This is a genomic window from Paenibacillus sp. MB22_1 (genome assembly GCF_047200555.1).
Classification (GTDB): domain Bacteria; phylum Bacillota; class Bacilli; order Paenibacillales; family Paenibacillaceae; genus Fontibacillus; species Fontibacillus phoenicis.
Window position 1 is genome coordinate 120,832 of the sequence record NZ_JBLADV010000001.1, and the last position, 25,441, is coordinate 146,272.

23 protein-coding genes, 1 tRNA gene and 2 pseudogenes are annotated in these 25,441 nt (G+C 48.9%); 20 read left to right on the forward strand and 6 right to left on the reverse strand.

The window, feature by feature from the left end:
* Positions 1-100 precede the first annotated feature (100 nt).
* Positions 101-400 (forward strand): hypothetical protein, encoded by a 300-nt coding sequence (locus tag ACL02P_RS00590; RefSeq protein WP_412836615.1) that lies wholly within the window; start codon positions 101-103, stop codon positions 398-400.
* A 231-nt stretch (positions 401-631) separates the two neighbouring features.
* Positions 632-1,846 (forward strand): IS256 family transposase, encoded by a 1,215-nt coding sequence (locus tag ACL02P_RS00595; protein WP_174351738.1) that lies wholly within the window; start codon positions 632-634, stop codon positions 1,844-1,846.
* A 258-nt stretch (positions 1,847-2,104) separates the two neighbouring features.
* On the opposite strand, the pseudogene ACL02P_RS00600 reads toward ACL02P_RS00595, so the two are convergent.
* Positions 2,105-3,025 (reverse strand): annotated as a pseudogene (locus ACL02P_RS00600) (tyrosine-type recombinase/integrase); the annotation flags it as partial.
* Positions 3,026-3,027: 2 nt separating this feature from the next.
* Complete coding sequence (locus ACL02P_RS00605; protein ID WP_412836616.1) at positions 3,028-4,002, reverse strand: tyrosine-type recombinase/integrase; 975 nt, start codon at positions 4,000-4,002, stop codon at positions 3,028-3,030.
* 895 nt (positions 4,003-4,897) lie between these two features.
* Between ACL02P_RS00605 and ACL02P_RS00610 the strand changes: the two are divergent.
* The 13 genes and pseudogenes from ACL02P_RS00610 to yajC all read left to right on the forward strand — a co-directional run.
* A pseudogene (locus ACL02P_RS00610) lies at positions 4,898-5,141 on the forward strand (ATP-binding cassette domain-containing protein); the annotation flags it as partial.
* A 493-nt stretch (positions 5,142-5,634) separates the two neighbouring features.
* Positions 5,635-5,982 carry a hypothetical protein gene (locus ACL02P_RS00615; RefSeq protein WP_157273363.1) on the forward strand — a complete coding sequence of 116 codons (348 nt, stop codon included), beginning with the start codon at positions 5,635-5,637 and terminating at the stop codon, positions 5,980-5,982.
* Positions 5,969-6,832, forward strand: coding sequence for a hypothetical protein (locus ACL02P_RS00620; RefSeq protein WP_157273362.1), 864 nt, complete (start codon positions 5,969-5,971; stop codon positions 6,830-6,832). The genes ACL02P_RS00615 and ACL02P_RS00620 overlap by 14 nt, the downstream gene beginning before the upstream one ends.
* Positions 6,833-6,948: 116 nt before the next feature.
* A complete protein-coding gene (locus tag ACL02P_RS00625; protein ID WP_260070207.1) occupies positions 6,949-7,647 on the forward strand; it encodes a hypothetical protein in 699 nt (232 codons plus the stop codon).
* A gap of 268 nt (positions 7,648-7,915) precedes the next feature.
* Positions 7,916-7,989 (forward strand) — tRNA-Pro (locus ACL02P_RS00630).
* A gap of 136 nt (positions 7,990-8,125) precedes the next feature.
* Positions 8,126-8,809, forward strand: coding sequence for a BofC C-terminal domain-containing protein (locus tag ACL02P_RS00635; protein WP_009224424.1), 684 nt, complete (start codon positions 8,126-8,128; stop codon positions 8,807-8,809).
* A gap of 264 nt (positions 8,810-9,073) precedes the next feature.
* Positions 9,074-9,577: a crossover junction endodeoxyribonuclease RuvC gene (gene ruvC / locus ACL02P_RS00640; RefSeq protein WP_009224423.1), complete on the forward strand. Its 504-nt coding sequence runs from the start codon at positions 9,074-9,076 to the stop codon at positions 9,575-9,577.
* Positions 9,574-10,194, forward strand: coding sequence for a Holliday junction branch migration protein RuvA (gene ruvA, locus ACL02P_RS00645; protein WP_009224422.1), 621 nt, complete (start codon positions 9,574-9,576; stop codon positions 10,192-10,194). Before ruvC ends, ruvA begins: the two co-directional genes overlap by 4 nt.
* Positions 10,195-10,226: 32 nt before the next feature.
* Positions 10,227-11,231, forward strand: coding sequence for a Holliday junction branch migration DNA helicase RuvB (gene ruvB / locus ACL02P_RS00650; protein WP_036644827.1), 1,005 nt, complete (start codon positions 10,227-10,229; stop codon positions 11,229-11,231).
* 116 nt (positions 11,232-11,347) lie between these two features.
* On the forward strand, positions 11,348-13,387 hold the full coding sequence (locus tag ACL02P_RS00655) for a SpoIID/LytB domain-containing protein (RefSeq protein WP_009224420.1): 2,040 nt from the start codon (positions 11,348-11,350) through the stop codon (positions 13,385-13,387).
* Between the two features lie 10 nt (positions 13,388-13,397).
* On the forward strand, positions 13,398-14,426 hold the full coding sequence (gene queA / locus ACL02P_RS00660) for a tRNA preQ1(34) S-adenosylmethionine ribosyltransferase-isomerase QueA (RefSeq protein ID WP_036644734.1): 1,029 nt from the start codon (positions 13,398-13,400) through the stop codon (positions 14,424-14,426).
* A gap of 36 nt (positions 14,427-14,462) precedes the next feature.
* Positions 14,463-15,602 carry a tRNA guanosine(34) transglycosylase Tgt gene (gene tgt, locus ACL02P_RS00665; protein WP_009224418.1) on the forward strand — a complete coding sequence of 380 codons (1,140 nt, stop codon included), beginning with the start codon at positions 14,463-14,465 and terminating at the stop codon, positions 15,600-15,602.
* A gap of 39 nt (positions 15,603-15,641) precedes the next feature.
* Entirely contained in the window at positions 15,642-15,950 is a 309-nt protein-coding gene (gene yajC / locus ACL02P_RS00670) for a preprotein translocase subunit YajC (RefSeq protein WP_009224417.1), read from the forward strand.
* A 132-nt stretch (positions 15,951-16,082) separates the two neighbouring features.
* Here the strand turns inward: yajC and ACL02P_RS00675 are convergent, their stop codons facing one another.
* From ACL02P_RS00675 to ACL02P_RS00685, 3 genes are all read right to left on the reverse strand, one after another.
* Complete coding sequence (locus ACL02P_RS00675) at positions 16,083-16,940, reverse strand: phosphatase PAP2 family protein (RefSeq protein ID WP_260070209.1); 858 nt, start codon at positions 16,938-16,940, stop codon at positions 16,083-16,085.
* Between the two features lie 222 nt (positions 16,941-17,162).
* On the reverse strand, positions 17,163-18,509 hold the full coding sequence (locus ACL02P_RS00680; protein WP_080836672.1) for an ISLre2-like element ISTco1 family transposase: 1,347 nt from the start codon (positions 18,507-18,509) through the stop codon (positions 17,163-17,165).
* A gap of 115 nt (positions 18,510-18,624) precedes the next feature.
* Positions 18,625-19,017, reverse strand: a complete 393-nt coding sequence (locus tag ACL02P_RS00685; protein ID WP_009224415.1) for a TIGR04086 family membrane protein — start codon at positions 19,015-19,017, stop codon at positions 18,625-18,627.
* A 260-nt stretch (positions 19,018-19,277) separates the two neighbouring features.
* Here ACL02P_RS00685 and ACL02P_RS00690 point away from each other — a divergent pair, with 260 nt between their 5' ends.
* Positions 19,278-19,946, forward strand: a complete 669-nt coding sequence (locus tag ACL02P_RS00690; protein WP_412837295.1) for a DUF421 domain-containing protein — start codon at positions 19,278-19,280, stop codon at positions 19,944-19,946.
* A gap of 6 nt (positions 19,947-19,952) precedes the next feature.
* On the opposite strand, the gene spoVB is transcribed toward ACL02P_RS00690, so the two are convergent.
* Positions 19,953-21,569: a stage V sporulation protein B gene (gene spoVB / locus ACL02P_RS00695; RefSeq protein WP_412836617.1), complete on the reverse strand. Its 1,617-nt coding sequence runs from the start codon at positions 21,567-21,569 to the stop codon at positions 19,953-19,955.
* 244 nt (positions 21,570-21,813) lie between these two features.
* On the opposite strand from spoVB, the gene ACL02P_RS00700 reads away from it, so the two are divergent.
* The 4 genes from ACL02P_RS00700 (at position 21,814) to ACL02P_RS00715 (ending at position 25,396) form a co-directional block, all read left to right on the forward strand.
* Entirely contained in the window at positions 21,814-22,071 is a 258-nt protein-coding gene (locus tag ACL02P_RS00700) for a post-transcriptional regulator (protein ID WP_009224412.1), read from the forward strand.
* A gap of 119 nt (positions 22,072-22,190) precedes the next feature.
* Complete coding sequence (gene secD, locus ACL02P_RS00705) at positions 22,191-23,444, forward strand: protein translocase subunit SecD (protein ID WP_009224411.1); 1,254 nt, start codon at positions 22,191-22,193, stop codon at positions 23,442-23,444.
* On the forward strand, positions 23,434-24,330 hold the full coding sequence (gene secF, locus ACL02P_RS00710) for a protein translocase subunit SecF (RefSeq protein WP_050769721.1): 897 nt from the start codon (positions 23,434-23,436) through the stop codon (positions 24,328-24,330). The genes secD and secF overlap by 11 nt, the downstream gene beginning before the upstream one ends.
* 115 nt (positions 24,331-24,445) lie before the next feature.
* Positions 24,446-25,396, forward strand: a complete 951-nt coding sequence (locus tag ACL02P_RS00715) for a cation diffusion facilitator family transporter (protein ID WP_260070211.1) — start codon at positions 24,446-24,448, stop codon at positions 25,394-25,396.
* Positions 25,397-25,441 lie beyond the last annotated feature (45 nt).

Consider the following 25,441-nt stretch of genomic DNA (forward strand, 5'->3'; position numbering starts at 1 on the left):
ACCCAGCCAGCAACCCGAAACTATTTTTGAAAATCGACTTTTTCAGGAGCAACTAATTAAAGATCAGCCCGACATCGGTCATCTTACAAATGAGGAAAAAATGTTAGCGTATGCTGCCGCATCAAGATTTATTGTTATTGAAAAATCAGAGCCATCTGGACATATTGATGAAGCCCATATTTGTGCTATAAATCGCTTTGTTGGGATTTGGATTAGAGAAGAGGGAAAGGGAGACACCTGGATGCAAGGCGATTACGAGGTAAGCTTCCTTAATATCAAGAGTTTTACATATGCTACAGGAAATATAAAAAAGGCAATCAGCGATGGTGTTGATTGGGCAGAACAATACTTAGAAGAGAAAGAAAAACAATTAAATGGGTTGTATCCTTTTAGAAGGTAGGACTTCGACTCTGGTTTACATTGAGATGAAATAATAAGTAGTTACAGTATTTTCAAAAGAACAATTTTGGGTATTCCTCAAAATTGTCTTGAAAAGTAGCAAGGGCCGCCTAATGCAGCCCTTTGTTTATTTTCTTATTGTATATTCGGGACTGTAAAATATTTTGTGTAAACTCTCAAACCTAAATCTATTACAATCGAGAGAGAACGAAAGGTTGAGGGAGAACACATCATGAAACTACTACCAAAAGATCAACTTCGTCAGTTCATCAAAGAGAACAACTTGAAGACCGTCGAAGATGTTCAGAAAACGCTAAAAGAACTGTTTGCTGAGACTCTTCAAGAAATGCTGGAAGCCGAACTGGAAACGGAACTCGGCTACGCCAAGCATGATGTAAAGAATAAGAAGACGAGTAACAGCCGTAACGGGCATAGTTCTAAAACCGTAACATCGGAATACGGCGAAATCGAAATCGAGGTCCCGCGGGATCGGCTTGGCGAGTTTGAACCGATGATCGTCAAGAAGCACCAGACGCAGGTCACCGGCATCGAGGATCAGATCATATCGATGTATGCCAAAGGCATGAGCACGCGAGACATTCAGGATCATTTGAATCAGTTGTACGGCATTGACGTATCGCCGACCCTCATTTCGAACGTAACGGCGAAAATCATGCCACTGATCAAGGAATGGCAGCATCGCCCTCTGCAGCCGGTCTACTCTGTCATTTTCATGGACGCGATTCATTTCAAAGTCAAGCAGGACGGGCAAATTATCAATAAAGCCGCTTACATGGTCATCGGGATTGACCTGGAAGGCTATAAAGATGTACTCGGCATTTGGATTGGCGAGAATGAATCTGCAAAGTTCTGGTTGGGTGTTTTGACCGATTTGAGAAACCGCGGCGTCCAGGATATTCTGATCATCTGCGTGGATAATCTGAAAGGATTTAGCGATGCCATTGCGGCATGCTACCCGAAGACGGAGATTCAAAAGTGCATTATTCATCAAATACGCAATTCGATCAAATACGTATCCTACAAGGACCTAAAGAAGGTTACCGCCGCATTACGCCCGATTTACACCGCTCCAACGGAGGAAGCCGCTCTGCAGGAGCTGGATCAATTCGAGGCCGTATGGGGCAAGCAGTATCCGCTGATCGTACGTTCATGGCGGAACAATTGGGAAGAGCTCGCCACGTTTTTCAAATACTCGCCAGAACTACGCAAACTGATTTACACGACGAATATGATTGAAAGCTACCATCGCCAGCTCCGCAAAGTCACGAAGGGAAAAAGCATCTTCCCGAATGACGAAGCGTTGCTCAAAATGCTGTATCTTGCGACAATGGATGTGCTTCGAAAGTGGACAGGACGCGTTCAAAACTGGGGACAAATCCTGCTGCAACTCACGGTGCACTTCCCAGATCGTATACAAGTTCTCTAAAGGACTTGACATGGAGGGGGCGGGCATGATAGGCTGGCTAGCCTCGCGATGCCTTCTTTCCAGCATCGCCCAATCGCGAGAAGTCATGCCCGCCAGAGGCTCCATGTCAAGTCCAGCACCAAACTTTGTATAACCGAGTTTACACAAAATTCTTGACAGACTCGTATATTCTCCACCGATCCGGAGTCGACTCATATTCTCCACCGGACTATATTTCTGATGCTGTTCCCGAATATCCTTGCTAAAAAGCTCTACATAATAGCGGACCATGTCCAGTGTGCTGTGGCCGAGAATCTGTTGTAGGGTAAAAACGTCGCCGCCGTTCAGGATGTAAAACTTCGCCATTGTATGTCTGAATGTATGAGGCGATACCCGAACGCCCGATATGCCGGCTAACTTCCCATACTCCTGAATGTTTTCCTGTATGGTTCGTGTACGAAGGGCTGTGCCCTCTACATTCACGAAGAGCCAGTCCGTCTCTACATCACCGCGTTCGGCCAAGTATTGTTTCAACACTTTAATGCACGTTTTTTGAATGGGGACGCGCCGCGCTTTCCCGCCTTTGCCCCGAACAATCCGGATCTCCATTTCTTTTAAGAAAAGATCGCCGACCTTCAAGTTCAGCAATTCTCCGATCCGCATCCCCGTTTCCAGCATAACCATCATGATCGTATAATCCCGAAATCCCGTAAAGGTTTGGCGATTGGGTTGGTTGAGCAAGGCAAGCAATTGCTCTTTGGTAAAGGTTTGGATCATTTTCTTTTCCGCTTTGATTAGCCTTAGTTCATCAGCCAGTTTGTGCTTGATATAGCCTTCCTCATATAAAAACTTGAAAAACGCTTTGCAGGTTTTGATGCGCCCGTTTACCGTATTGCTGGCCAGTCCTTTGCCAAGCATATATCCGATATAATGATGCTTGATGTCCCGGTTGGTCATGGCGAGGACGTCAAAGTCCTGGTTTTGTTCTTCGAAAGTCTTCTGCATCATGATCATATTTTCTTCATAAAACTCGATAGTTCGATCGGATAAATTTTTGGCCCGGCATTCAAACACAAATGATTGCAGCAGTTTGGGAAAACCGATTTGCGGTTTGCTCGGTGTAGCTGCCGATGTTGGGGCAACTACTTGAGTAGCAGTGGAGGTAAGTGTATTTTTACGACGTTTTACTGGCATCTCCATGTTTACTGCACCTCGCTTTCATTGAAGTTGCCTTCGTCCGCGAGGTTCTCAATCGGGCTGTACTTTTCGTGCTGTTTATGAATATCGGTGCTGAACAACTCGACGTAGTATCGAGTCATTTCGAGGTTGGCGTGGCCGAGGAGGTATTGCAAAGTAAAAATGTCCCCGCCATTCATCAAAAACAATTTCGCCATCGTGTGTCTAAACACATGGCAGGCTCCTTCCACGCCAGTAATGCCGGCTCGATGAAAATACGCCTTCACCATTTTAATGAAGGAATTTCTCGCCATGGGCATATTGAATACTGTAATCCAGATGTCGTCGAAGGGCTGATCTCCCCGTTCCACAATATATCGTTTGAGGATCTCCGCACATGTGGCCTGAAATGGCACCAATCGGAATTTACGGCCTTTCCCCATTTGAATGTGCACCGTATTTTCCTCAAAATTCACATCTGAGATTTTCAACCGGCTCATTTCGATGACGCGTATGCCGGTTTCAAGGAAAAGAAGCATAATGGCATAGTCCCGTAATCCGGTAAATGTAGTTTGATCGGGGGAGGCTAGGATTCGTTTGACTTGCTCTTCGGAAAAAGTATGAACGACTTGCCGTTTGTTCTTGAGGGGCTTTAACCCTTCGGCAATGTTAGTCGTCAGTAATCCATCCTCGAATAAAAATTTGAAAAACTGCTGAAGCGTGCGAATCTTTCCGTTGATCGTATTGGGCTTATATTGCTGTTCGAGCATTTTGTTAATCATGCGGACGGAGAGGTCTTTAGGGGTCAGAGTATCCAGGGAAAGGCACCAATCTTCAAGATCGCGTTGCAACGATTTGAGATAGACGTGGTAACCGTCTATGGTAAACTTGGAGAGATTGCGAAACTGGCAGTCCATCAAGAACAGCCGGACGGCTTCGGCGTATTGTTTTTTTGCCGAAACAGCATCGTATGCTACAGTGGATTCAGAGTTAATTTGCATGTGAAACCTCCCGAAATTTGGATCGGGAGTTTGGTGCGGTGAAAAGATTGGCGCGCCTGACGGCCTGTAGCCGCGTCAATCTGTGGGTTTAGCGAGCGCACACAACCCTGTCGGAAAACAAGGGACGTATTGGGTCAGTGAGAAAGTAATCCATGTCCGACTTCCCTTGTCCCATACGGAATCTCGATGATTGGCGAACGAGCGTTTCCCTCCTTCCATAGCGCCAATCTCAAAATCGTGAGGGAAACCGTGGGGGTTCGAGTCCCTTCACCGGCATCAAACAAGCAGATTTATTAAATCACGAATCGTGATTTAATAAATCTGCTTTTTTTGTTACAACGTGAGATGATCTTAAGTTTAATAATTACAATACCAAATGGCATCGAAGAGCTCAGGAGGAAACGATACAAAAGTCACCCAGTGAAAATTGATATAGCTGGCACAATAACTTACTTGAGTTAATGTTCGGCAGTAGCGCTGAAGCGTACGAGAAATTGTGCATTGACGGTTACTTGGTTAAGCCGTCTACTTTTGAATATACAAATGAAAAGAAATTTGGTTTCTTCAGTAATTGGCGGAGATAGCCAGGAACCAGAAATTGTAGCAGAAATTATAAATGGGTAGTATGAATTTCATAAGCAATTATTATTGCGATTTATTTGATTTAAATGGATATATTTTCTATTGATGTAATAATGTTTGACAAAAAATATTGAAATCAAATCGAATACACTATATAATATGTATGAAATTACAATATATACCTTAAGGTTAGCGGTAATCCCTCCATCATGAGTACCACATTTACTTCTTTTACAATAGTACAGCCAACCCAGTTACCCCCTCTCTTCTTCGACATTTAATTTGCAGTTTCTGTCTTGCGTCGATGTTGTAAGATGTTAGCTTTAATGTGCCGGCCGGATCAATAATCGGGTTGTTTATTGGTGATAACGGGGCAGGCAAATCAACGACATTCAAAGTAATCCTGGGAGTAGTATCCAAAAGATAGCGGTATAGTAAAAATATTCGGTGAAGATAATTTAGAAAAGCACGTCAAAGTCAAGGAAAGGATTGGAGTCGTTTTTGATCCAATGAATCTGCCAGCTCACCTTACAATAAGGCAGATAAATAACGTTTTTAATTAACTATGAGGAGGATCGCTTGCTCCCCGTAAGCAACGTCATACAGGTGTACGCATTTACAGGCGGACAACGCAGAGTTTCCGCTTCAAACAAGCAATGTTTAGAAGGAGCGTAAGAAAGGTATAAGTCGAAGTGTTTATATATTGAATGGTTTGATTAAATGAAGCAGCTATTGATGTTCAATAATGACTGATTGTATCAAGAATATCAGAAGGGTATCTGATATCTGGTATCTTGCTGCAATAAATAAGAGTCGATTTCCATATTGCTTTTGGAGGCGCGATGGAAATCAACTCTGCACGCTCTTTGCTATGTTCAAAGCAAACAGCCTAGTTACTATTATAAGATAAAAAAATGTTTTGTACATAGTTGATAGAGTAGGCTTTTAGAGAAGAGGGACTTAGTCTAAAAAGATAGATTTAGATTTTCTTGTAGGGTTAGATGTGTTGTTTTTTAGTTGGAATGAAAACTTTTAAAGAGGTGAAAAACAGTGATCTCAAAAAAGATGAAAGCATTAACTGTATTTAGTCTTTTGGCATCTTTATTATTTCTTAGTCTTAATTCAGGTGTTTATGCATCGGAAACGAATCTTTCAAAAAGTACATTAGATGAAATTTCTGCTGTTTATGACTCCCTACCAAAGAATTTGAAACAAAATAAGGCCAATCTTATTAATGAGAACATTATGATTTATGATGAAAGCGGCCGAATTAAAAATGAAATCCATTCTGACGGACGAATTTACGATATTCAATGGGACAATGATAGAATTATTCAAGTTACTGACACAGCAGGGTATAAAACAGTATACGACTATTCTAAGAATGGACGTTGTTGAGAATATTTTTTATAACAATCAACTGCAGACATCTTACTTTCGGGAGAAAGAGCTGTATCAAATAAATCTTGGAAAATTCAGCAATGCAGAAACAACTTTGAAAGATGAAATAGCTAAACAATATTCCCAAGGGCTAGTTGACAGTTCCACTGTTAATAGTCTCGAGAATAGTTCTGTTACTCCTTTTGCAGTTGTTGATTATTATGTTGCCGGCAAAAGGATGAATTCACTATTATCCTCAAGTGATTTTCTTTACAACAATGACGACGCAATGACTGAAAGTGAAATTCAGAGTTTCCTTACAAGTAAAAATTCTGTTTTAAGGAATAACATTAAGATTTACGCTATCAATTCTAGTGGTAATGCTTATGATACTGGTAGAACAGTAAAACCTTCAAAGGTTATTAGTGATGCAGCAAAGAATGCGGGTATTAATCCTCGAGTGATACTGGTTACCCTACAGAAAGAAAGCAGTCTAGTTACCAGTACAGATACTAACGTTAACAGAAGAGCATTTCATTACGCTATGGGCTATGGAGCGACGGATAGTGGGGATATTACCACGTACACCGGTTTTGATAAGCAGGTCGAACTTGCCAGTGCGTGGATGTATGATAAGTGGCTGCATGATTCCAAGCTAGATGTGTTTTTGACTGTTAATGGCGGTGTATCAAAAACATCTGGTGGTGTGACTTATGCTGGGAAAATACAGGTGGACACTTTTCCAGCATGGGTATTGTATACGTATACTCCACATGTAATTGACTATTCTTTATTACCGACAATAGGTGGCGGAAACTATTTATTCCTGAAAGTCTTTGAAGGCTGGTGGAGTAGCTGGTATGATTGAATATGAATAAAGAATAATTATAAGTTTCCCAGTGACGCTCTACCGATATCTAATTAGGATATCGGTAGCAGCGTTTTGTTTACAAAAAATACATGCGAGAGGATTTTTTATAATAAATGAAAAAAATTTTAATTGCTATTGTAAGTTGTCTGATTTTAATAGGCGTACTTTATTATATCAACTCTGATCCAAAGCGAGGACAAGAAGATCTTCAAGCATTATTCAACAGGTGGGATAGAGGAGAAGTAGAGGATTCAGAGAAAACAAAGATCATGAACACACTAGCCGATAGATTAAGGGAAAATCCACAGTTTTCTATTAAAGAGATAGAAGAAATATCAAATTTCTTTTCATTTTTTGAAGCTGATTCCTTAAAAGTAATTCAGTACATTGAAAATCCGGAGTTTTACGGCTCCAGTGGTAGGGAGAGTTTTCACATTGTGGTCTATAACGATCTGGTCGAGATCATCGACAGTCGAGGGAGTATGCGGATTGAAGATATAAAAAGGCGGGACGAACACCTTTATTATGTTTATGCCACTGATTATAAAATAACGAATATAACAGGTATCCACATATTTAAGATTGAGATCGAGGATGGACAAACCCTAGACTGGAGTTCTTTGATTAATAAAGAAAGGTTGACTGACAATTTTCAATATGATGAAGCAAGTGAAGTATTATATTATCACGATGGACACATCTATTATAAAGAAATAAGGGACAATGGGAATGAAGTTTTGATTACAGCAGCTGATACCGACTACTTATTACAATTGGGTGATGATGGTCTTTATTATATAGCACCTGAATAACGCTTATAAGGTATCGACTCGCAAGAAGTGACGGTACGTCTGAATGCGGCGCTGGTTAAAGAGTAATCCAGTTTATTCCAAAGAACGTTGCCATCATGAGTCACGATAATATCACCATACTCAAATGCTGCAAAGCTGATATCATTTGTACCTTCAGGGGAATAGATAATAACGAATAAAATCGAATATTAATGCTTGACTTCTATGTCGAAGTCGATATAATAGAAAAAGTGGCCCGATTTTTTAGAATCGGTAAAACACTTGATTACGGGACGTAGCTCAGCTTGGTAGAGCACCTGGTTTGGGACCAGGGGGTCGCATGTTCGAATCGTGTCGTCCCGATCCATGGAAGCAGTCATCTTAACGGATGGCTGCTTTTTTAATGTTTAAGAATGGGATGCCGCCGTTTTCGAGAATTGAATAAAGGCTCCCACTATCGGTCAAAATAGAGACAAAAGTCCGATAGAAGGGGATAACCGTGAATATCTTCCAAATCAAAAAACATCTGAAAAAACGATGGAGAAGATGGAGACGCGCCATATGGACCGCCAGCGCCTTGGCACTGATTGCGGTTATGGCCTGGATGGGGCTTCGATTATCCGATCAAATGGAGAAGTTGATGGCTCGTGAACCGATGGCGATCGAAACCCTGGGAATGTGGCAAGAAGCTGCTCCGGATGCCGATAACGAATGGTTATCGGATCTGGAAGAGGGGAAATCGAGAATCGTCCATCTGACGAAAATATACACCTGTGGTGAAGAAAGCAGTGTTCTCGGCATTATGACCCCCAATGAAATCGCTGAGTTGATGAAGGATCACCCTACATGGAAAGGCAGACTTGGCGCAGGGGGCGACGTTTGGATCGAAGAGAAAATCGATGGTCTTTCCGAAGACTGCAAAACGCAAGGATACATCGGCTTGGACAAGGATGGCAACTTAACGTTATTTGACGGTCCGCCGAAGAAGGAAAAGGCAGTTCGTACTTTTTTTCAGATCGACGTGGAAATGATGGAGAGCGCTTTGCCGGCAGAAGTAATCCAGCAGTTGCGGCAAGGGATTCGTATTCAGGATGTTGAGGAATACAATAGTGTACTGTCCACCTTCAGCGATTTCGCGATTGAACCGTCGGAGAGAGTCATGCAGCAGGAGGAACAGCCTTAAAACGCTGCTCGCTTATTTTCGCTGAATGAATAATAGAACAACCAGAAGAGGGTGTCTCATGAAGTTATCGTAGATAACGGAGGGACGTCCCTCTTTTTATTTTGCCAGCGTTAATTACACTTTTTTCACCTGCAAATAAGTTTTTCCTCAATCTTGACCGATCTTTTGCTATAATAAAGTGAATACATATGTTCGCTTTATGTAGGACAGGGCTCCATCCGAGGATCAAGGGGGAGTTATAGCAACGATAGGGGGAGATGAGCCTTGCGGATACTTGGAATTGACCCTGGCATTGCGATTGTCGGGTTCGGATTTATCGATAAACAAGGCAATAGGGTCACGCCGGTGCAGTACGGCTGCATCCAAACCGAGGCCCATACGCCCGAGGAAGAACGGCTTATGCATGTCTATGAGGCGATGGTTCAGTTGATTGACAAATATAAGCCGGATGCGGTGGCGTTCGAGAAGCTGTTTTTTAATCGGAACGTTACGACGGCGATGTCGGTCAGTCAAGCGAGGGGCGTGTTGGTGCTCGCTGCGGCACAGAAGGGGCTTCCGATTGCGGAATACACCCCGATGCAGGTGAAGCAGGCGATCGTAGGTTACGGGAAGGCGGAGAAGCGCCAGGTGCAGGAGATGACGCGCATGTTCCTGAAGCTCCAAGCGATTCCGAAGCCCGACGACGTGGCGGATGCGTTATCCGTGGCGATCTGCCATGCGCATTCGTATACTTTAAACTCTAAAATAAACGAGGTATTGCGTTCATGATCGATTTTTTGCGGGGCCAGATTGCCCATTTGGAAACAGAGTACGTCGTCTTGGATGTACAGGGGGTAGGGTATCGGGTGTTTTGTCCGAATCCGTACGCTTTTGCAGCCAAAGGACAGGAAACGGTGACGATCTACACCCATCACCATGTTCGTGAAGATGCGATTCTGCTGTTTGGATTCCCAACCCGCGAGGAGCAGAAGCTGTTCCGCAAGCTGATTGAGGTATCCGGGATCGGCCCGCGTGTGGCGCTGGGGATCTTGAGCGGCGGGAGCCCGGACCATGTTGTGGCGGCGATTCATCAGGAGAATGTCTCCTTTTTGACCAAGCTGCCCGGGATTGGGAAGAAGACGGCGCAGCGGATGATTTTGGACCTGAAGGACAAGCTGGAGGGCGTCGGAGGTACGTTGTTTGATCCGGTGCCTGCGGATGTTGGCGAGACCTTGGGGGATGACGGTAATCCGGGATGGCCGGAGGCGCGCGAAGGCCTGAAAGCACTGGGTTATACCGAAGCAGAGCTGGACAAGGTATGGCATCGCCTGAAGGACGATGTCGGGCCGGACGAGGCGGTAGATTCCGTCATGAAGAAGGCGCTCAAGCTGCTGTACGCCGGCTGAGGATGAGGACAGGAAGGGGAGCGTAGCGCATGATGGAGGACCGGATTATTTCCGCGAATTTAATGCTGGAGGACCAGGCGGTGGAGTTAAGCCTGCGGCCGCGTTATTTGGCGGAGTATATCGGACAGAACCAGATCAAGGAAAATTTAAAAATATATATCGAAGCGGCAAAAATGCGCAAAGAAGCGCTGGATCACGTGCTGCTCTATGGACCGCCAGGACTCGGCAAGACGACGCTGGCTAACATTATCGCCAACGAGCTGGGCGTGAATTTGCGCACGACCTCGGGACCGGCCATTGAGCGGCCGGGGGATTTGGCTGCGCTGCTGACCAATCTGCAGGAAGGCGACGTCCTGTTTATCGACGAGATTCACCGGCTGCATCGGACGGTGGAGGAAGTGCTATATCCGGCGATGGAGGATTTTGCGCTGGATATTATGATCGGCAAGGGGCCAAGTGCGCGGTCGGTTCGGCTGGACTTGCCGCCTTTTACGCTCGTTGGCGCTACGACGCGGGCAGGGCTCCTGTCGGCGCCGCTACGAGACCGTTTTGGGGTCGTCAGCCGCCTCGAGTTCTATAACATCGACGAACTTAGCTATATCGTGTCGCGAGGCGCGGATATTTTTGGCATCGAAATGATTGGGGATGCGGCGACGGAAATCGCGCTTCGTTCGCGGGGGACGCCGCGGATTGCAAACCGCTTGCTGAAGCGCGTACGCGACTATGCGCAGGTGCGGGGCGACGGTATGATTACCACGGAGATCGCCAAAGAAGCGCTGCAGATGCTGCAGGTTGACCCGATGGGGCTGGATTTGATCGACCACAAAATGCTGCGGGCGATGATTACGAGCTTTCGCGGCGGCCCCGTCGGGCTGGATACCATCGCCGCAACCATCGGTGAAGAGAGTCAGACGATCGAGGACGTGTATGAACCTTACCTGCTGCAGATCGGATTTCTGCAGAGGACGCCGCGAGGACGGGTGGTCACGCCGGCAGCCTATCAGCATTTAGGTCTGCCGATGCCCGAGACACCTTAGCATTTGTGAACTTGGCTCGAAGGCATCATAAAGGGGGAGAAGCAGGTTTGAAACGTACAACACGAACGAGACGAGCATTTTCGTTAGCCCGATGGGGAAAAGGAATTGTTGCGGGTTTGCTGTTAGCTGGGGCTTTTCAGCTGCCGGCAGCGGCTGACGATTCGGATACATCTCGCGTCCGCGTAGCGATGTACCTGGACTTGGGCAGCACCTATAAATCGACAACTCCAGCTGTTACTTTAAAAACGGCGGCAGCGGCAGAGGTAATCTTGGCGGGCAGTTCGGCGCCGGAGACTTGGCTGCAGCTGGGAGCGGGGGCTACGACGAGATTTAGCGTCAATGGATATAAGGTTAAAGCATTGGAATCTGCGGATTGGGCAACGGTCGCTGCTGCGGTCAAGAAGCTGCAAGCCACGTCAGACCGTCCGGTGGCTTATGCCGTAAATCAAGCGGGAAGCACAATCTACCGCGTTTATACAGGCCCTTACGCCAGTGCAGCGGAAGCGCAAAAAGCAGCGGATCGGGTCAGCCAAACGCTGTCTGCATCCTTAAAAGGCGCTAAAGCCGAAGCACGCGGCCCTCTGTACGTGTCCGCCGGTTCGTTTGCAAGTCAGGCGGAAGCCGAGAATCTTCGCCAAACGCTGTCCGCCCAGCATGCGGAGGCGGTAGTGGCGATGACCGGCCCCGGGCAATATGCGGTATGGATCGGCGGCGCGTTAAGTGCCTCCGAGCAGTCCGCGCTCCAAGCCGAGCTGGCCGGACTCCATCCGAATCTTTCCTTAGCGCCAGTTAATGAAAATGTCCCTGCATTACTCCTGCACCGGGACGTGACGCTAAATTTGGAGGCTCCGGCAGGCGTTGACCATTATGAGTTAAGCGGAGAAGGCACCAAATTGACGCTTCGGGATAACGGCAATTCGCCGATCCAGGTGGTGGAGCGTTCGGGGCGCAGCTACCGCGGAGATTTTGAGATCAGTAAAGTGAACGGCCAACTGGCGCTCGTCAACGAGCTGCCGTTAGAGCAATACCTGTATTCTGTTGTCGCCGGTGAAGTTCCATCGTCTTGGCCGCAGGAGGCGTTGAAGGCCCAGGCGGTTGCGGCACGCAGCTATGCGCTGTATAATGCAGGGCTCAATAAGTTTAAGGTAGCCGGCCTGGTGGATACGACTTTAAGCCAAGTCTACAATGGGACGGAAAAAGAGGTCGCCAGCATCGTTCAAGCGGTGGATGCTACGGCAGGAGAAGTGCTGGTATCGTCAAACGGACAAATTGTAGAAGGCATCTTTGCGTCGAACAGCGGCGGGGTGACGGCGGATTCGGTTGAGGTTTGGGGGAATGTGAATCCGATCTATTCCAGCGTTCCCAGCGACGGGGACGAATCTGCGCAAGCCTCATTAAAATCGTGGTATTATGTGCTGTTGTCGAGCGGGATCACGGGATACGTCCGTGAAGATAATACGGTGGTCAATGGGACGAATCCGGCAGGGTTGCAGAAGCTGACGGTGACGACCAGTAACGTCTTGGTCCGGAAGCTGCCGCTCATTCAATCGGATGTGGATCCCCTGGCGAAGCTGAATCCGGGCGACCAGGCCATCGTGTTGGTCAAGGTGCCTGAATCCAGCTCCTATGCGTGGATTCGCGGACCTTATACCTCGGACGAACTGGTGAAGTCCCTGAAGGGAAAAACGACATCCGACATCCCATCTTCGATATGGAATCTGGAGGTCAGCCAGCGGGGCCCATCCGGACGCGTGACGCAGGTCAAAGCCAATGGACAGCCGCTGAACGTCAAATATCCGGATACGTATCGCTCTGCTCTGAATGGCTTGCCCAGTACTTTGTTTGATATCGTGCAAACGGGACGTTATACTGTACAAGGTGCAGGAGGAACGACTGGTACCGGTACAGCTATGTCCGCAACGACGATTCAGTCGGCATCAGGCAAGACGACAGCCAGCGGCAAGCTGGTTGTGATGAGCGGCGATCGAACAGCCCGCGTGGTGGATACGTCGAACCAATTCGTCTTCGTGGGACGCGGAAACGGTCATGGTCTGGGACTTTCCCAATGGGGGGCCAAAGGATTGGCCGACGCCGGGTATGATTACCGGCAAATCTTGCAACACTACTATCAAAATGTGTCTATCGTTAAGGAATGAGAATATACCGATGAATGTAGATCTATACGACTTCGAGCTTCCGGAGGAGCTCATCGCCCAGACACCGCTAGCCGAACGCACCGCTTCGCGCTTGCTGACGCTAAATAAACAGACCGGGGAAATCCGGCATCACAAGTTTTCCGATATATTGGATTACTTACAGCCAGGCGATACGCTGGTGCTGAATGATACGCGGGTCATTCCCGCCCGATTGTTTGGGATAAAGGAAGGGACCGGTGCCAAAGCCGAAGTGCTGTTGCTCAAAAACTTGGGCGAGGACCGCTGGGAAGCCTTGGTCAAACCCGGTAAGAAATTAAAAACCGGATCGGTGATCGTGTTTGGGGACGAGCTGCGAGCCACCGTCGAGTCCGAAGGGGATATGGGCGAACGCGTACTTCGGTTCGCTTATGAAGGGATTTTTAACGAAATCCTAGATCGCTTGGGCCAAATGCCGTTGCCTCCTTATATTAAGGAGAAGCTGGATGACCGCGAACGTTATCAGACTGTGTATTCCAAGCATGAGGGTTCAGCCGCCGCACCAACGGCAGGCTTGCATTTCACCGAAGAGTTGCTGGAGCAAGTGCGGGCGAAAGGAGTGACGATCGCTTTCGTCACGCTGCACGTCGGGTTGGGCACGTTCCGGCCGATGTCGGTGGACCGGGTTGAGGATCACGTCATGCACGAAGAATATTATGTGCTGCCGCAGGAAACAGCTGACGTCTTAAATGAAACGAAAGCGAGAGGCGGCAGGGTCATTGCCGTCGGGACGACCTCGGCACGAACGTTGGAGACGGTGGCTAAGCAATGTGAGGGCGGCCCCATCGTCAAGAGCAGCGGCTGGACAGGGATCTTTATTTATCCCGGCTACCAGTTTGGACTGGTCGATGCGCTGCTTACGAACTTCCATCTCCCGAAATCAACGCTGGTGATGCTGGTCAGCGCGCTGGCGGGACGCGAGCGGATCCTCCAGGCTTACCAGGAAGCGATCAACTTGAAGTACCGGTTCTTCAGCTTCGGTGACGCCATGTTTATTTACTAAACGCATTTTTATTTGAGTAGAGGATGGTTGATCAGATTGGCAGCAGCAATTACGTATGAACATATCAAAACCTGCAAGCAGTCCGGAGCCCGGTTAGGGCGCGTGCATACGCCGCACGGCTCGTTCGAAACACCGATCTTTATGCCGGTGGGTACGCAGGCAACAGTAAAAACGATGAGTCCGGAAGAGCTGAAGGAGATGGATGCGCGAATCATCTTAAGCAATACGTACCATCTCTTCCTGCGTCCGGGACATGAAATTATTCGTGAGGCCGGCGGACTGCACAAATTTATGAATTGGGACCGCGCGATTTTGACGGACAGCGGCGGGTTTCAAGTGTTCTCGCTGAGTGAAATGCGCAAAATCACGGAGGAAGGCGTACATTTCCGCTCCCACTTGAACGGCGATAAACTATTCCTGTCTCCGGAAGTGGCAATGGAAATCCAAAATGCGCTCGGCTCGGACATCATGATGGCGTTTGACGAATGCCCGCCGTATCCGGCGGATTATGAATACGTGAAAAATTCCCTGGAGCGTACGACCCGCTGGGCGGAACGCTGCTTGCAGAGCCATGCCCGTCCGCACGATCAAGGACTGTTTGCCATCGTTCAAGGCGGCATGTACGAGGATCTGCGCAAGCAAAGCGCCCGCGATTTGACTTCCCTAGATTTTCCGGGGTATGCTATTGGTGGACTGAGTGTAGGCGAGCCTAAGCCGCTCATGTACGAGGTGCTGGAATATACCGTTCCGCTGCTGCCGGCAGACAAGCCCCGTTATTTGATGGGAGTCGGATCTCCGGATGCCTTAATTGAAGGAGCGATTCGCGGCATCGACATGTTCGATTGCGTGTTGCCGACTCGGATCGCGCGCAACGGTACGACGATGACCAGCCAAGGCCGTTTAGTCGTACGCAACGCTCAGTATGCCAACGATTTCGGACCGCTGGATCCCGAGTGCGACTGCTATACCTGCCGAAATTACTCCAGGGCGTATCTCCGCCACTTGATCAAAGCCGACGAGACGTTTGGGCTGCGATTAACTACATACCATAATTTGCATTTCCTCATCAATCTGATGGGTAAAGTTCGTCAGGCGATTATGGAAGATCGGTTGTTGAGTTTCCGGGATGAATTTTTTGAGCAGTACGGTCTGTTTGGCAATGACAAAGGATTTTAAGAAAAAGCGTTAGTTCGATTTTGGAAAGGGGGAAATGACATGTTCTTTCAGTATGCCGCGCAACAAACAACTGGCGCCAACTCGCTTATCTCCATGATCATTCCATTTGTTATCATGATCGCCGTTTTCTACTTTTTATTGATTCGTCCGCAGAAGAAGAAGCAGCAGCAACGTAATTCGATGCTGAGCGCTTTGAAGAAAGGCGATAAGATCGTGACGATTGGCGGATTGCATGGAACGATTATGGAGCTGACCGACGATACGGTAGTGCTTCGCGTGAATGACGTGACAAAGCTGACGTTTGACCGCAGCGCGATCAGTCACACCATTAAAGAGTCGGAAGGTTAATCGCGTTACAGACAAACACAAATAGGAAGAGCCTGTATGCTACAGGCTCTTTTTTAAGATATCAGAAAGTATAAACTTCGGGGCATTGGCATCCTGATATCGCAAGAAAAACTTCCGCTAAACGCGGTCTGTCTACTTTGAATGTACGTCGATAGACGTTTTTCTTATGGTCTGATGCGGCTTAAGGTTTCCGGATCGCGCGGAGTTCGCCAAGCGGTTGCCCCAGGCAAGGCCGATGGTGGAGGCCAAAGCAGCCAGTACCAGCCCTCCAAGCATGTCCGTCAACCAGTGAATCCCCATATAAAAGATTGAAAACACTATAATCAATGAACAAGCTGAAGCAAACCAACCCCAGCGCCGGTTCCCTGAACGGATCGCCAAAATAGCCATCGATACGGAGACCGAAGTGTGGAGGCTAGGAAAGCAGTTATTCAGACCGGACAAGGGGCGGTAAACCTGTTCGAAATTTGGAAAAACCTCTAGCATATAAAAGATAGCCCCTGACGGCGGATACGACCATACCTCGTTCACCGGGAACAGCAAATAAAAGGGGACCGCTGCCAGATAATTGAGGATCACAGTGCAACAGGTCGCATAAAGAAACGGCAGACGATCATCGGACGCATAGATTCCCAGCGATGCAAGAATTAACGCCTGCAAGATGACTAGATAGAAGAAAGCTGTTATTACCGTTACAGTCGTTGAGTGAAACAAGCTTTGAAACGTTGAAACGAAATGTCCCTCAATTCCAAATACCCACGGTGTGAAATCGGTATGAAAAGGAAGATGATCTTCTAGGATCAGTTCAAACTTATTTATCAGCAACACGCCAACCATCAGAAGTAAAAGCCAAAGCAAATGTTTTGATTTGATCAGTTGCTGCAATAGGGAAGTAACGGCATGCCATGGCGAGCGGAGCGTGTTCACCCAGACCATGATGATGACGGAAATCCCGGTCAGCCACGAGATGCCGGACATGGAATGATCCATCGTGCGAGAACGACCTCCTCATGATGATGTCGATTGGACTAAGTCTAACTTACCATGAATGGAGGCCGCCGTAAAACCTTAAGTTATTTGCGTCAGTGTCAAGCTAGCGTGGGCAGTCATTTAAGATAGCCTGGAACGCGAACCCCGAAGGAACCTCTTCCTTGTAAGCGCTTTGCTTCGTTCTTTCATCAAACACAAGTGATTTGTCAGAATTTTTTGCCGTTATCCGCGAAGTGCTTTGAGTGCCATACCCGTTGTGCTGCTTTGCTTCGGTCCTTGCAGCATGCGAATCATTCCAGCGATACAACCCTTGACCGGTTGCGTCACGTTCTTGAGCAATTGCCGCATGTTTATCGACTGCTGCGGCGTTGCCTGCTTACTCGCTTGTCCTTCAACCGTTCTTACCACCGTGCCCGCTTCTTGAATCCTCATCATCGTCCTCAGCATCGCCCTGACGCCTCGCTCACTCCAACTGTACCCGCCACGCTTCGTCCGCTTGGCGAATATACGCATCTGCGATTCCGCGCTTCCCATCGGGCGCATACCGCTTGTGTCGATCCCCTTCGCCTGGAGTGTTTTTCGGTAGTCGTCCAAATGCTTCTCATGCCGCTTTAGAAATCTTTTATACGGCTTCCAATCCTTCCGGTTCTCTTCCGCTATCTCTTGCTCCGACACGCCTTCCAGGACCGCCATAAGCGCGGCTGCATCCTGTTTGGCCAAAGACCGTCTCACGGTCTCCCACACCTGCGGCAAATGACCAACAAAGCGTTTCAAATCACGCGCCACATGAAAGCGGTCCAGCATGTACAGACATTGGTGAAAGTAGGATGTACATTCCCCGATCCACGCCGCGCCGTCTCCGTTCACCACAAGCCACGTGTTCTCGTCGATTTCGTAACGCTCCACCAGAAAGTCCCCGAACCCTTCCCAGAAGTCGCCGCCGCTCGTATGCAGGTAATGCTGTTTGTTCTTCAGCTGTACCCGCTTGCCGTTCTTCTCCCAGCCTTCGTGTACGACTGCAATTGCGTTCTCCATCCCGCGCTTTTTGCTCCGCTGCAGCTTCGTGTACAGCCCATCCACTTCCACGAACAGCACGCGGGCAGCGCGCCGTTTCACCGCTGGCATCGGCTGTTGCGCACGCTCCATCAGTTTTTCCCTGATCGCTTGGTGGCTCAGCACATTGTAGCCCAAAAGCTGCTCCAGCCTCTTTGCGCTGTCCCGGTACGACGGTCCTTGGCTTGCGAATGCGATTGCTGTCTCTTCCAAATGCGGACTGACTTTCCCGCGCCCTTCGAATTGCAACAGCTGATCCAGCAGATACACGTGTTTGCCGCTTCTACGGTCACAGTACAATCTCCGCTTAAAGCGCACATTCCCGAACACTGTGTTGACGCTTGTTTCACGCTCGTCCTTTACTCGATAACGCTCTCGGTCCCGTTGCTCCAGGATCTGCTGATCCAGCGCCTCCAGTACCTGCTTCATCGCACGAGCGAATTCCTCCTGCATTTTCCGGAAAATCCATTGCTCAATCTCTTTCATCGTCGGCATTGTTGTGGTAAAGTGGCTCACAGGAGCTTCCTCCTTCTTGGTGTGTTGTGCGCAAACATCACTTTACCAAGGGAGAAGCTCTTTTTCTATATCCGCTTTTTCCAATTCCTACACCCACAGAGATTTTACACTATCGTTATTTGCGGCCAAGATTTACGCCAATCATGCCGCCGATCGCACCGATGACAAACCCCGGCAGGATATATCCCCATTCCCGGAGCCCCAATGACGTATCTAGAGCCAAGAAGCTGATCAGCAGCAAGATGAGCACGTACAGTGCACCGGTCAGAGCGCCTTGATACCATCCCTTCTGTTTGGCACGTTTGCCGGAGACGATCCCCCCGAACAAGACGGCAACAGCATGCACCAGATACGTGTACATCGACAGTTCAAACTCTTCAACCATTTCGCCTTGCAACAATAAAGATAGAATCAATGCGCCGATCATCATCCATAAAAATCCATACCACAACCCTGCAACGGTGGGCTGGGACATACGCATCCCGAAAATTCGGCGGATCAAATGCATCGTGGTCAGCCTCCTGTTTTTCCATGTCTTCGACAGACGTTTTACCACATTTTATGGTCAAGCTAACTCGGATAGACCTACTTGGCCCAATTGAGTTAGGAAGATTCATGTAAGCCTCCCGGATTTTAACCTGTGATCTTTCGCATGGAACGGGAAGGCGGCGGTCAGAATACCAATACCATGTTTTGTGCGAACTTGTAACCAGAGGAGGGATTGGCGTGGTCGAGCATGTGGCAAACCATGTTTTCCGAACCGTCCTGATGTATTTCTTGGTATTCGGAGTCATGCGGATTATGGGAAAAAGAGAAATCGGCGAGCTGTCGATCTTCGACCTGGTCATCTCGATCATGATCGCAGAGATCGCCGTTTTTGCCCTGGAAGATATCAATCGGCCGATTTATGACGGAGTCATACCGATGTTGACCCTGCTGCTGATTCAAATCGCCATCGCCATGCTGTCGCTTCGCTTCCGTAAAATAAGGCTGTGGTTTGATGGCGAGCCCAGCGTCATTATCCGAAACGGGAAAATTAACCGGGAAGAAATGAAACGCCAGCGATACAACTTAGATGATTTAATGATGCAGCTGCGCTCGCAGCAGATCGACAGCGTTGCCGACGTCGAGTTTGCCGTGTTGGAAACGAGCGGGCAGCTTAGTGTGATTCCCAAAGATAAATCCGAAGGGGGAGAGCAGCCTTCCAAAAAGAAGGATGCCAACCTCTCGGCAAAAATCAAATATGAAGCACTCCCGCTGCCGCTCATTATGGATGGCAAGGTAAACGACGAGAACTTGCGCAAAATCGGAAAAACCCGCTTTTGGCTGAAAAATCAGATTCAAATGAAAGGCTTAACGGATTTCAAGCAGGTGTTCTTTTGCAGTATCGATCATAATGGAAAGCTGTATATCAATGAGATGGACGCAAAACAATAACCTTCGTTATTTCCGAAACCATTTGCCTAGGACAGGCAGCCGCTTAAGGTCATGGAGATCAAACAATCCCATGATTCCGGCTAGAGCTAAATACAGCAATCCGGACAGGGAGGCCGCCATCAAGAACTGCCAGCCCATTTGAGAGCTCAGGACGAGGTTCTTATATAAATAGTCCGCGGCGGCGGCCATGATGATCATCGCCGCTCCAACCTTGAGGATATCCAGGTAAGGCATACGATAACGCAGTGATTTGGACACACCGACAGCATGCATGACGGTCACGATGATAAAGTTGATAATAATCGCGATAATTGCCCCGTAGATGCCTAGTGCCGGGTTCGAGGCCAGATAGAAGATTAAGGTGATTTTGATGATGGCCCCAACCAGTGTGTTAATGAGTGCGCGGCCCGGCTTATCCAACGCTTGCAGCGTGGCCTGCAGCGGCGTTTGGATATACAGCAGAAGGGCGAAGGGGGCCATGATTTTGAGCATGCCTCCGATCGTGCCATCGTTGTACACAAGCCGGCAGATCGGGTCAGCCAACACGAACATGATCGCGGCGAACGGAGCGCCGGTGACCAGCGCAAGCCGCAAGGATTGATGGAGACGCAGGTGGATCGTTCTGGTGTCGCCGCGTGCCTGCGCTTCAGCCAGCGAAGGGACAAGCGAGACGGCGAGCGACGAAGTTAACGCTCCCGGCAGCAGCAACAGCGGGATGATCATCCCTTGCAGCGCCCCGTATTGGGAGGTCGCAACGCCAACTCCTACGCCGGCGATCGCCAAGCTCCGCGCGGTTGTAATCGACTCCAGCAGGTAGGAGAGCGAGCCGACCAGACGGCTGCCGGTAACCGGAATGGCGATGCGCAGAATTCGGCGCAGGTTGGCGTGGAACGGATAGGCGGAGGAGGCGGATGTTTCCTCATTCGGGTTCACAGCATTGGCAGGGCTCACTGCTAGATTGCCGGGTGTAGAGCCTCCCAGCCGCTCCCTCCGCTTCAGGCGGTGATACTGCCAGAGCAGGACCCCCATGCCTACGATCTCGCCGGCAACAACACCAAGCATGGCTCCTGCAGCCGCATAGGCGATGCCCATCGGGAGCATGAGATACGAGAACCAGAGGACGCCGATAATTCGGGCCACCGTTTCCATGATGGACGACACCGCCGAGGGAATCATATCCTGCTTCCCTTGGAAATATCCGCGGAAGACCGAAGAGACTGAGACGATGATGATCATCGGGCTCATTGCGATAAAAGTGTGATAAACCCGGGCATCGGTCAGAATGTAACGGGTCACCCATGGCGCGCCAAACAAGCAGAGAAACGTAAACAGAAAGCCGGCTGCCGTCGTAAATACTAAGCTTGTCCGTAAAATCGACACCGAGCTCCCGGGCTGACCCGAGGATTCTGCTTCGGCCACCAGCTTGGCTACAGCGAGCGGAATGCCGCCGGTAATAATCGTTACGAGCACGAGAAAAAAGGGATAACCGAGCTGATACAGCCCTACGCCTTCGGCCCCGATCACGCGGGGCAGCATGATGCGCGGAATGAAGCCCAGGAGGCGGTTTACGATCCCAGCCACAAGCAGGATCATCGTACCTTGGATAAAGGTTTGCTTATTCAATCGAAACTCCACTCCCCCGGCAGCACTTTGGTAACTTCCTACATACGCGATGCTTATAGAAATCAGCTGCCTTATAAACTCGTAAGCGAGGCGTACAACCTCTCACTTCATGGATATGACAGACCTGTCCCGGTTCATGACTTGTCTTTTTCACAAGATTCGAAAACCAAACAACTCTTGTAAGCAGGATTCGGAGATTTAGGGTAGAATGTAATAAGACGGGTTTTCGAAGGAGGCTTGAAGTATGGCTGAAGAACAAATGACGGACCAACAACTAAATGAGGCAATCGAAAGCTTGTGTCGCAGCAAGGCCGAGGAGTTCCGGCTGATCGGGTACGAGCATGTGACCGGACCTGACATTTGGGAATGTATCAGCCATAAATACGAGAAGGGGGGAATCCCTCCCTTGTACCAATTGGTGAATGACATTCTTTCTTTGAAAGTCACCCAGTTTATGAACTATATGACGATGTCCGCCTTTCGGGGATCCCGTTTGGATTAAATGGGATCTTTTTTTGTGCCGGTCGTTAATCGAATTGACAATTTTAGATAAATTGACTGGTTTTTCGGCCATCGCTATAATAGGAATATTGAGAATTTGAAAGGGGAAAGAAGTACGGGATGAAAAGAATTATCACATTCATAACCGTCGTGGTTGTCTCGTTTGGCATCATGGCTTGGACAACCCCCGACCTATTAAAGAACGTACGTCTCGGCCTTGATCTGAAAGGCGGCTTTGAGATTCTATATGAAGCCAGTCCGTTGGAAGGCGGAGGTCAGGTCACGAAGGAATCCTTAATCCAAACGGCCAAGAGCCTGGAGGACCGGGCGAACAAGCTGGGAACCAGCGAGCCGGAAGTCACGACGGAAGGCACGAACCGGATCCGCTTGAAGGTGGCCGGCGTTACCGATGAAGAAACAGTGCGCAAGACGATGAAGGAGCCGGCTTCGCTGACGTTCCGCAGTAAGGACGGCACGGAGAAGAACGCGGACGAATACAACAAGATCGAAATGATCGGAACCGATTTCGCGGAAAATGGTGCCAAACTGGAATTCACACAGATGAATGAACCGGTTGTCAGCATTAAAGTGAAAAACAAAGAAAAGTTCGCTGAAGTCACCAAACGTTTGCTGGGACAACCCCTGGCGATTTATATGAACGATGAGCTGGTCTCCGCTCCGATCGTTCAAGCCGTTTTGACCGACGGGTCCGCACAAATCAGTGTGGGCGGCGACTTGGAGAAGGCGAAAGAGCTGCGCGACAAGATCAATCTTGGTGCCCTCCCGTTGAAGCTGACGGAGAAATATTCTCAAAGCGTCGGCGCGACGCTCGGTAAGCAGTCACTGGATCAGACGATTGAAGCCGGCCTGATTGGCTCTCTTTTCATTCTGCTGTTCATGGTCGGGATGTACCGGGTGCCTGGGCTAATTGCCTCGTTTACCCTGATTGTGCATACCTGGCTGCTCATTCTCGTGTTCGTCTGGGCAGACTTTACGTTAACTCTTCCAGGGATTGCGGCTATCATTCTCGGGATTGGGATGGCGGTGGACGCCAACATTATTACCAATGAACGGATTCATGAGGAAATACGGGCCGGCAAGAGTATCATGTCTGCGGTCAAAGCAGGGGACAAGCATTCTCTCCGTACAGTGCTTGATTCGCAGATCACGACGATTATCGTTGCGGCCGTGATGTATGCGTATGGTACGGGGGCCGTTAAAGGCTTTGCCTTGGTGCTCATCGTGGAAATCGTACTTAGTATCGCCACGAATATCTATCTCGCCCGTTTCCTGCTGAACCTGCTGCTCAAAGCCGGCAAGCTGTTGAAACCGAAGTATTTCGGTGTGAAGGAGCGTGACATTCGTGAGCTTTAAGAAGAACCTGGATTATATACATCTGAGTAAATACTTCTACACCCTTTCAATCGTCTTGACGATTGCCGGCATCATTTGCTTGGCGTTCTTCGGTTTGAACTATAGCGTAGATTTCAAAGCAGGGTCTAATGTGGATATTTCCCTGTCCAAGCCGCTGACGGCCGATCAAGTCCGCCCGATCTTGAAAAATATGGGGATCGAGGAGAATGAAGCGAGCATCAGTCCTGGACAAGACCGGATGAATATCCGATTTACGCAAGTATTAAGTGAAGAGAATGACGCGAAGCTGAAAGCGGAAATTGCCAAATTAGACGATAAAGCTTCGTTTGAAGTGAATACGGTTGACCCGGAAATGGCGAAAGAACTGGCGCGCAATGCAATTTATGCCGTGTTGATCTCCTGTATCGGGATTATTATTTACGTTGGCATCCGGTTTGAATGGCGGTTTGCTGTGGCTGCGATCATCGCGCTGCTGCATGACGCTTTTATGGTCATTTCCGTCTTCTCGATCTTCCGGCTCGAGGTTGACTTGACCTTTATCGTCGCTGTACTTACGATTATCGGCTATTCGATTAACGATACGATCGTTATCTTTGACCGGATTCGCGAAAATCTGCGATTTGCCAAAACGAAAACTCGTCAGGACCTGATCAATCTGGTGAACGTGAGCGTATCGCAAACGATTATGCGTTCCTTGTATACCGCGTTGACGGTGTTCGTGGCGGCCTTCTTCCTCCTCATTCTAGGCGGAGAGTCGATCCGGATGTTCTCGCTTGCGATGGTAATCGGCCTGTTGTTTGGGGCGTATTCGTCTATCTTTATCGCAAGCCCGCTCTGGTTCCTGCTCAAGAGTAAGCAAAAGCATAAACCGGCTAAAGCTTCCTGAACGGCCGAAATGTCTGATTGAAGCACCCATTCATTCGCTGAATTAAAGCTAGAGCCGCGTCTTCTGACGCGGCTTTCGTAACTTGTCCGCTTTTACGTGCATCAGGAGGGGGATTATGACACGAGAACAAGCTGTTATTCCGGCACCGACAGCATGGCCCGGGATCGTTGGGGATCTTGTCCTGGCCGTGTTTTTGGGGACGGTTGGTCTGCTGTACGACAGTCTGACATTGCTGGCCGGGGCATTATATTCTGCGTACGATGTTGCGGTTGGCGTCGCCGCGAGACTGTCTGTACCGGGAAAAAGGCGTTTGCGGCTGGCTGGTTCGTCCGCAAGCAAAGCGACGCCTGAGCCGCTGCCGGCGATTTTCTTCTCCGTTTTTTTGTTGATGGGCACCGTTCAACTGTGGATTGCGTCCATCACTGACATGGTTGAGGGCGACACCACTCCACCGGAGACTTTCGTTTTGGCAGCCGTGCTCCTATCGATGGCTTTGCGGGAAACGTTGTTTCAAATCAAGTTGCGTATTTCCCGCAGGAAGTCGGATCAGGAGTTGCAGCTGATCGTCGAGAAGCATCGTCATTCGTTGTTCTCATCTGTAGTTGTTCTCGCGGGTGTGTTTGGGGCGATGGGAGGGCAAGCCTGGGATGTGCCCGTCCTGGCGTATCTTGATCCGGTTGCCGCGATCCTTGTCGCCTTACATGTGATGATCCAAGTCTATCGGCTGGTGAGACGCTCCATCTACGGACCGGTTCGGACGGAGGTACGCGAAGAGGATGCTGCTACCTTCATCGAGACGGTACAGCGGGTGCATGGCGTGATTACAGTAGATGATTTGAAAGCGCAGGAGAACGGACATTATGTGACCGTGACCGCCAAGATTAGCGTAAATCCTAAGCTTACCGTTATGGAAGCCAACGATATCGCCAATCGGGCCAAAATGCTGCTGCTCAACCGCTTTTCCCATGTCACTGACGTTCGGATTCAAGTCGGGCCTTACGAGGCGGGGTATCCTTATAAGAGCAATACCGATGCTGATAGTGATTTGCCGAACTTGCTGCAGTAAGCTGGCCCCGGGATAGAACCGACAGGAAGAAAGAAGGTGACGTTT